This window comes from Streptomyces sp. NPDC057136 (genome assembly GCF_042670885.1).
GTDB lineage: Bacteria > Actinomycetota > Actinomycetes > Streptomycetales > Streptomycetaceae > Streptomyces.
This window is the reverse complement of sequence record NZ_JBHUUV010000084.1, coordinates 1-6,884: the sequence shown is the minus strand read 5'-3', so window position 1 is coordinate 6,884 and position 6,884 is coordinate 1. Positions and strand designations below refer to the sequence as shown.

Genomic DNA, 6,884 nt, shown 5'->3' with positions numbered 1-6,884 from the left:
ACGATCTGGTCGGCGTGTGAGCGGGTGACGGGCGATGCGCCGGGTATTGGGTCGCCGATTGCGAATACGCGGGTGTATGTGCTGGATGGCCGGCTCTCCCCGGTGCCGGTGGGTGTGGCTGGTGAGTTGTTCATTGGTGGTGCGGGTGTGGCCCGCGGGTATTTGGGCCGTGCGGGGCTGACTGGTGAGCGTTTTGTGGCGGATCCGTTTGCGGCTGATGGTTCGCGGATGTATCGGTCGGGGGACCGGGTGCGGTGGTTGGCGGATGGGCGGTTGGAGTTCCTGGGGCGTGCGGATGATCAGTTGAAGGTGCGTGGCTTCCGGATTGAGCCGGGGGAGATCGAGGCGTTGCTGGTCGCGCATCCGGCGATCGGGTCGGCGGTGGTCACTGGCTGGGGGGATGGTACGGATCGTCGTCTGGTGGCGTATCTGGTGCCTGCGGTTCAGGCGGACGGCGTGCCGTCACCGGGTGAGCTGCGCGATCACGTACGACAGTCGCTGCCGGAGTACATGGTGCCGTCGCTGTTCGTGGAGCTGGCGGCGCTGCCGCTGACTCCGAACGGGAAGATCAACCGGGCCGCTCTTCCGGAACCGGAGGGAGTACGCGACGAGCTGGAGGCCGGCTTTGTCGCTCCGGCCACCGCGTCGGAGGAGTTGCTGGCAGGTATCTGGGCGCAGCTGCTCGGGATGGACCGCATCGGCGCCACCGACGGCTTCTTCGACTTGGGCGGACACTCTCTGCTTGCAGCGCAGGTGATCTCCCGTATCCGGGAGGCATTCGGTGTCGCCGTACCGCTGTCGGCACTCTTCGACCGGCCGACCGTACGCGGCCTGGCCGCGGCGATCGAGACCTCTGCGCGGGATGCCGAGCCACTCATGACTACCGTCGCGAGGGATCAGCCGCTGCCTCTGTCGTTCGCGCAGCAGCGGCTCTGGTTCCTGGACCAGTTGGAGCCGGGCTCGACCGAGTACAACATGTCGACCCGTCTACGGCTGGCCGGCGATGTCGACCTTGCTGCCCTGGGTGCCGCTCTGGATGCGATGGTCGCCCGTCATGAGGTTCTACGGACCCGCCTGGTGGCGGGTGCGGACGGCGTGGCGTACCAGGTCATCGACCCGCCTGCGCCCATGCCTGTCCCCGTACTGGACCTCTCAGGGAGTACGGATCCGCAAGGTGCGGCGCACGACATGGTCACCAAGGACGCGCTGACGCCGTTCGATCTGGCGAACGGTCCCCTGGTGCGGGCCACGCTCATCCGGCTCGCTCCGGACGATCACATACTCTCCCTGGTGATCCACCATGTCGTCTTCGACGAGTGGTCGGACCGTGTCTTCCAGCGCGAGCTGTCCCTCCTGTACAAGGCCTTCCGCGTGGGCGAGCCGAATCCGCTGCCGCCGCTCACATTCCAGTACGCGGATGTCGTGGCCTGGCAGCGGCAGTGGCTGAGTGGCGACGTACTCGACTCTCATCTCTCCTACTGGCGGAACCAGTTGAGTGGAGCGCCGGACCTTGCGCTGCCCACCGACAGGCCGCGGCCGCCCGTGCGCTCCACCGAGGGCGCAGTGGTGAGGTTCAGGGCCCCCGCAGGCACGGCGGAGGCGCTGCGTGCACTGTCCCGTGAGCACGGCACGACGATGTTCATGACGTTGCTGGCCGCCTTCGACGTCCTCATGGGCCGCTACACCCACTCGGACGACATCGTCGTGAGTACGCCGGTGGCGAACCGGAACCGGGCCGAGACCGAGGAACTGATCGGGTTCTTTGTCAATACCCTCGTGCTGCGCACGGACCTGTCCGGCGATCCCACGTTCAGCGAGGTCCTGCGCCGCGTACGCGAGACCGCACTCGGTGCGTACGCGCATCAGGACCTGCCGTTCGAGCAGGTGGTGGACGCCATGGCGGATGTACGGGACCGTACCCGTAGCCCACTCGCCCGGGTCTCCTTCAACTACGCGGCCGAGGCAGCGGGGACCTCACCCTCCGACCGGGAGAGGGCCGGTGCGGCCGGTATGGGCATCGAAACCGGCACGGGTCTGCTGCCGGTTCAGTTCGACATGGTTGTGGCGCTGGGGGAGGACGACGGCGCCCTGACCGGAGAAATCCAGTACAGCACCGCGTTGTTCGACGCGGTGACGGTCGAGCGGATGGCGGGGCACATGGTGACGTTGCTGGGAGCTGTCGGCGCGGATGCCGAAATGCCGGTGGGTGAGCTGCCGGTGATGACCGAGGCCGAGCACCAGCGACTGGTGCACGAGTGGAATGAGACGGCTGAGCCGTTGCCTGTGGTGGGTGGTGTGCATGAGCTGATTGCTGAGCGGGCTGCTGCGTCCCCGGGTGCGGTGGCGGTGGTGTGTGGTGACGAGTCCATTGACTACGGGGAGTTGATGGCGCGGGCGAATCGTCTGGCGCATTATCTGCGTGGGGTGGGGGTGGGGTCGGAGTCGGTGGTGGCGCTGTGTCTGCCCCGAGGTGTGGGCATGGTGGTGGCGATGCTTGGTGTGTGGCAGGCGGGTGGGGCGTATCTGCCGCTGGATCCCGAGTATCCCGTGGAGCGGCTGGGATTCATGTTGGGAGACAGCCGGGCGACGGTACTGGTGGGCACCGAGGAGTTGGTGGACGAACTGCCGGTCGGCCGTTTGCGGACGGTGGTCGTGGACGACTCAGCAGTCGTGCGTGCCCTGGCGGAACTGCCGTCGACAGCGCCTGAAGTGACGACGACAGCTGACCAGTTGGCGTATGTCATCTATACGTCGGGTTCGACGGGGCGGCCGAAGGGTGTGCAGGTCGCGCACGGTGGTGTGGTGAATCTGGCGTTGGCGCAGGCCCAGGTGTTTGGGGTCGGTGCGGGTGATGGGGTGTTGCAGTTCGCTCCGTTCGGCTTCGACGCTGCGGTTTCCGAGGTTGCGGTGACGTTGGCGGCGGGTGGCAGGTTGGTGGTGGCGACGGGGGAGGAGCGGGGTGAGCCTCGGGCGCTTGCCGCGTTGGTGCGGGAGCGGGAGGTGCGGGTGGCGACGTTGCCGCCGTCGCTCCTGGCTGTGCTGGACCCGGCTGACCTTGCCGGTCTGAGGACGCTGGTGACGGCGGGTGAGCGGCTGGAGGAGGCGACGGCCGCCGCGTGGCGGAGCGAGTACCGGCTGCTGAACGCGTATGGCCCGACCGAGGCCACGGTCTGTGCGAGCATCGCCGTCCTCGACCCGGATGGGCAGGGTGTTCCTTCGATCGGCACCCCGATGGCCAACACCCGCGTCTACGTCCTCGACGACCAGCTGCGCCCCGTTCCGGTGGGGATGACCGGCGAGCTGTTCATCGCCGGCGTGGGCGTTGCACGCGGATACCTGGGCCGTCCGGAGCTGACCGCGGAGCGGTTCGCGGCCGATCCGTTCGCGGGCGACGGCAGCCGGATGTATCGCTCGGGTGACCAGGTGCGGTGGCTGCCGGACGGCCAAATGGAGTTCGTCGGCCGCGCCGACGACCAGGTCAAGGTCCGCGGGTTCCGCGTCGAACCCGGCGAGATCGAGACGGCACTCGCCGCGCATGCCGCGGTGCGGACCGCAGTCGTGACCGCGTACGGGGAGAGCGCGGACCGCAAGCTGGCCGCCTACCTGGTGCCCACCGATCACAGCGAGGGCATCCCCGACCCGGCGGGCCTGCGGGAACTGCTGCTCCGGAGCCTGCCGGACTACATGGTTCCGGTGGCCTTCACCGAGATGTCGAGGCTGCCGCTCACCACGAACGGAAAGGTGGACAAGGCGGCGCTGCCGATACCCGAGACGGTTCGCTCCAGCAGTACCGACTACACCGCCCCGTCCGGTGAGGCCGAGGAACTCCTCGCGGAGATCTGGTCCGAGGTCCTTGGGATCGAGCGGATCGGCGCCCACGACAACTTCTTCGAGCTGGGCGGCAACTCGCTGCTCGTCACCCAGATCGTCGGCCGCATCCGCGGCGCGGGCCACGACATCAGCGTCGGGGACCTCTTCGACCATCCGACCCTCGCGACCGCCGCGCCGCTGATCCAGATTCAGGCCGAGGACCCCGAGGTCCGTTCGGTGGTGACCATCCGCGCGGGCCGGGTCCGGCCCGCCGTGTTCGCCGTGCACACCCTGACCGGCGAGGTCGCGGCGTTCGCCGAGGTCGCCGGGCACCTCGCCGAGGGGCAACAGTTCTACGGACTGCAGGAACGCGGCCTGACCGGCGAGGACGCGCCGCCGTCGTCCGTGGAGGAGATGGCGACCACCTACATCGGCGAAATGCTGCGGGTGCAGAAGGAAGGCCCCTACCTGCTGACCGGGCAGTCCGGGAGCTCCTACGTCGCGCTGGAGATGGCACGCCAGCTGACCGCCATGGGCAAGGAGGTGGGCGGCGTCTTCCTCATGGCGCCGGCCCGTCAGCCCTTCGCCTGGCGCCTTCCGAGCCAGGCCTTCGGCCGGGCCGACCGCAAACTGCTGGCCGCCGTCGAGGAGGCCCTCAATGGCGCTCCGGGCACGAAGCTCTCCCGGGGGAACGAGAAGAAGGTGCTGAAACTCGGTGCTCCGGACGACGAGATCGCCAAGGGCGTCCGTGAAGGCGACAAGCACGCCCTGCGGATCATGCGCGCCCTGGCCATCAACCGGCTCGCCTACTCGTATTACGGCGAGCTCATGCACCGAGGCATGCGGAACTACGACGGCCGCGTGGTGCTGCTGATGCCGCGCGACGATCGGCCCAAGCCGTACAAGTGGACCCTCGAGCAGTGGCAGATCCCGGTCACCCGGGGTCCGGAGGTCGTGGACGTGCCGGGTGAGCACTCGACCGTCTTCTACGGCGAGAGCGCAGAAGCCGTGGGCGCCTATCTGAGCGCCGAGATCACCCGCTGGCAGCAAGACGGAGGAGCGTCCGCATGACGGGGTCCAGGGGGACGCAGCCGCCGGCCGCCGCGACGGCCGAGGGCACCAGTGCGTATGAACTGCCCAACGGGCGCAGAATCACCTGTGTCAGCCCGGCGGAGGCCAAGGTCCTCTGGGCGGAGGCCGTGGACGAGGGGCTCTATCGGTCCGCCGCGGATGCCCTGCGGCCCGGGGACACCGTCCTCGACATCGGGGCGAACATCGGAATCGTCTCGCTGATGTTCGGCTGGAAAGCCCCCGATCTGCGGATCGTTTCCGTGGAACCCGCACCGACCACGTTCTCTTGCCTGGAGTCGAATCTGCGGCGCCATCTGCCGGGCGCCGTCGCCGTGCGCAGCGCGGTGTCAGACCGGGCCGGACACTGCACATTCACCTATTACCCGAGGTCCACAGGAAACTCGGGGCTGTTCGCCGACCAGCGGGCCGACGATGAGAACACGCGAATATTCCTGCGCAATACCGGAATCCCGGAGGACTACATCGGGGAGATCGTCAGGGACCTGCATCAGGGCATCGATATGACCGTGCCCACCCTGACCGTTTCCGATCTCATCAGGGACCACGACCTGCGGGAGGTGAGCCTCCTGAAGATCGACGTGGAGCGCGCGGAACACCTGGTCCTGGCGGGGATCGAGGACGAGCACTGGCCCCTGATCGGCCATGTCGTGGCCGAAGTCCATGACGAGGACGGCCGGTTGAAGACCATCACCGACCTCCTCGAGCGCCACGGCTTCACCGTCGGCGTGAGCCAGCAGCCCAAGCTCGCCGGAACGGATCTGTACGAACTCGGCGCCATGCGCCCGCAAGGCGTTCAAACGCCGCCGCGCAGCACTTGAACACGGCACCGGAATTGCTGACCGGTGACCGACCGCCACGTACGCCGTGAAGCCGCTGGATCAATGATCCAGCGGTGTGCCATGGTGAGGCGGGGAATCTTCGACTCACATGAGCACGTAGCGCACGCCGTGGCATCGCCATGACCTTGTGTGGAGCGGATCATTTGCGATCCCGCTCTCATGGGGCCAGCGCCGCGGGCAGGTATCTCAGGGCCGAGCAGGGCACCGTCATGCACTAATTCAGCTTTCTCATTTGCAGGGGACAACTGATGCTTTCTGACGCCAAGCGGGAATTGCTGAAGCGACGCCTCAGGGGAGAGCAGGTATCGCGCCGTGCATGGGATCCCCGTCCGGACGGGCCTCTTCCGCTGTCCTTCTCACAGCAACGCCTTTGGTTCCTGAGCCAGTTGGAGCCCGGGTCGACCGAGTACAACCTGTCGATGCGGGTGCGCTGGGACGGTGCTCCCGATGTGGCGGCGCTGGGTGCGGCGTTGGGTGGTGTGGTGGCGCGGCACGAGGTGCTGCGGACGCGTCTGGTGGCGGGTGCGGATGGTGTGCCGCATCAGGTGATCGATGCGCCGGCGCCGTTCCCGCTGTCGGTGGTCGACGTCTCCGACAGCGTCGACCCCGCGGGGGCGGTACGGGAGCTGGCGGCGGCCGACGCACAGGTCCCGTTCGACCTGTCGACGGGACCGCTGATCCGCGCGACGCTGCTGCGCGCGGCCCACGGCGAACACGTGCTCGTGGTCGCCCTGCACCACGTGGTCTTCGACGAGTGGTCGGACTCCATCTTCCACCGCGAACTCATGGCCCTGTACGAGGCGTTCCGTACGGGTGAGGCGGACCCGCTGCCGCCGCTCGATGTGCAGTACGCGGACTTTGCGGTGTGGCAGAGGCAGTGGGTGGACGGCGAGGTCCTGGAGCGGCAGCTGTCCTACTGGCGCGACCGGCTCTCCGGCGCACCGGAACTGGAACTGCCCATCGATCGCCCGCGCCCGCCCGTGCGCTCCTCCGCCGGCGCGACGCTCAGCATCGACATCCCGGACGACGTCGCCGAAGGCCTGCGTGCGTTGTCGCGTGAGTGTGGTGTGTCGATGTTCATGACGTTGTTGTCGGCGTATGTGGTGTTGCTGGGTCGGTATGCGGGTTCGGATGATGTGGTGG

General features: G+C 67.8%; 3 protein-coding genes and 1 pseudogene. All 4 read left to right on the top strand.

Going from position 1 to position 6,884, the window contains the following annotated elements:
• Positions 1 to 24: 24 nt before the first annotated feature.
• Positions 25 to 153: pseudogene (locus tag ACFT7S_RS38455) on the top strand (AMP-binding protein); the annotation flags it as partial.
• A 156-nt stretch (positions 154 to 309) separates the two neighbouring features.
• The gene (locus ACFT7S_RS38450; protein WP_382741160.1) at positions 310 to 4,881 is read left to right on the top strand and encodes an amino acid adenylation domain-containing protein; all 4,572 of its coding nucleotides are present in this window, start codon (positions 310 to 312) and stop codon (positions 4,879 to 4,881) included.
• The gene (locus ACFT7S_RS38445; protein ID WP_382741158.1) at positions 4,878 to 5,720 is read left to right on the top strand and encodes an FkbM family methyltransferase; all 843 of its coding nucleotides are present in this window, start codon (positions 4,878 to 4,880) and stop codon (positions 5,718 to 5,720) included. The genes ACFT7S_RS38450 and ACFT7S_RS38445 overlap by 4 nt, the downstream gene beginning before the upstream one ends.
• 407 nt (positions 5,721 to 6,127) lie before the next feature.
• On the top strand, positions 6,128 to 6,884 hold a 757-nt coding region (locus tag ACFT7S_RS38440; RefSeq protein ID WP_382741155.1), incomplete at its 3' end, for a condensation domain-containing protein.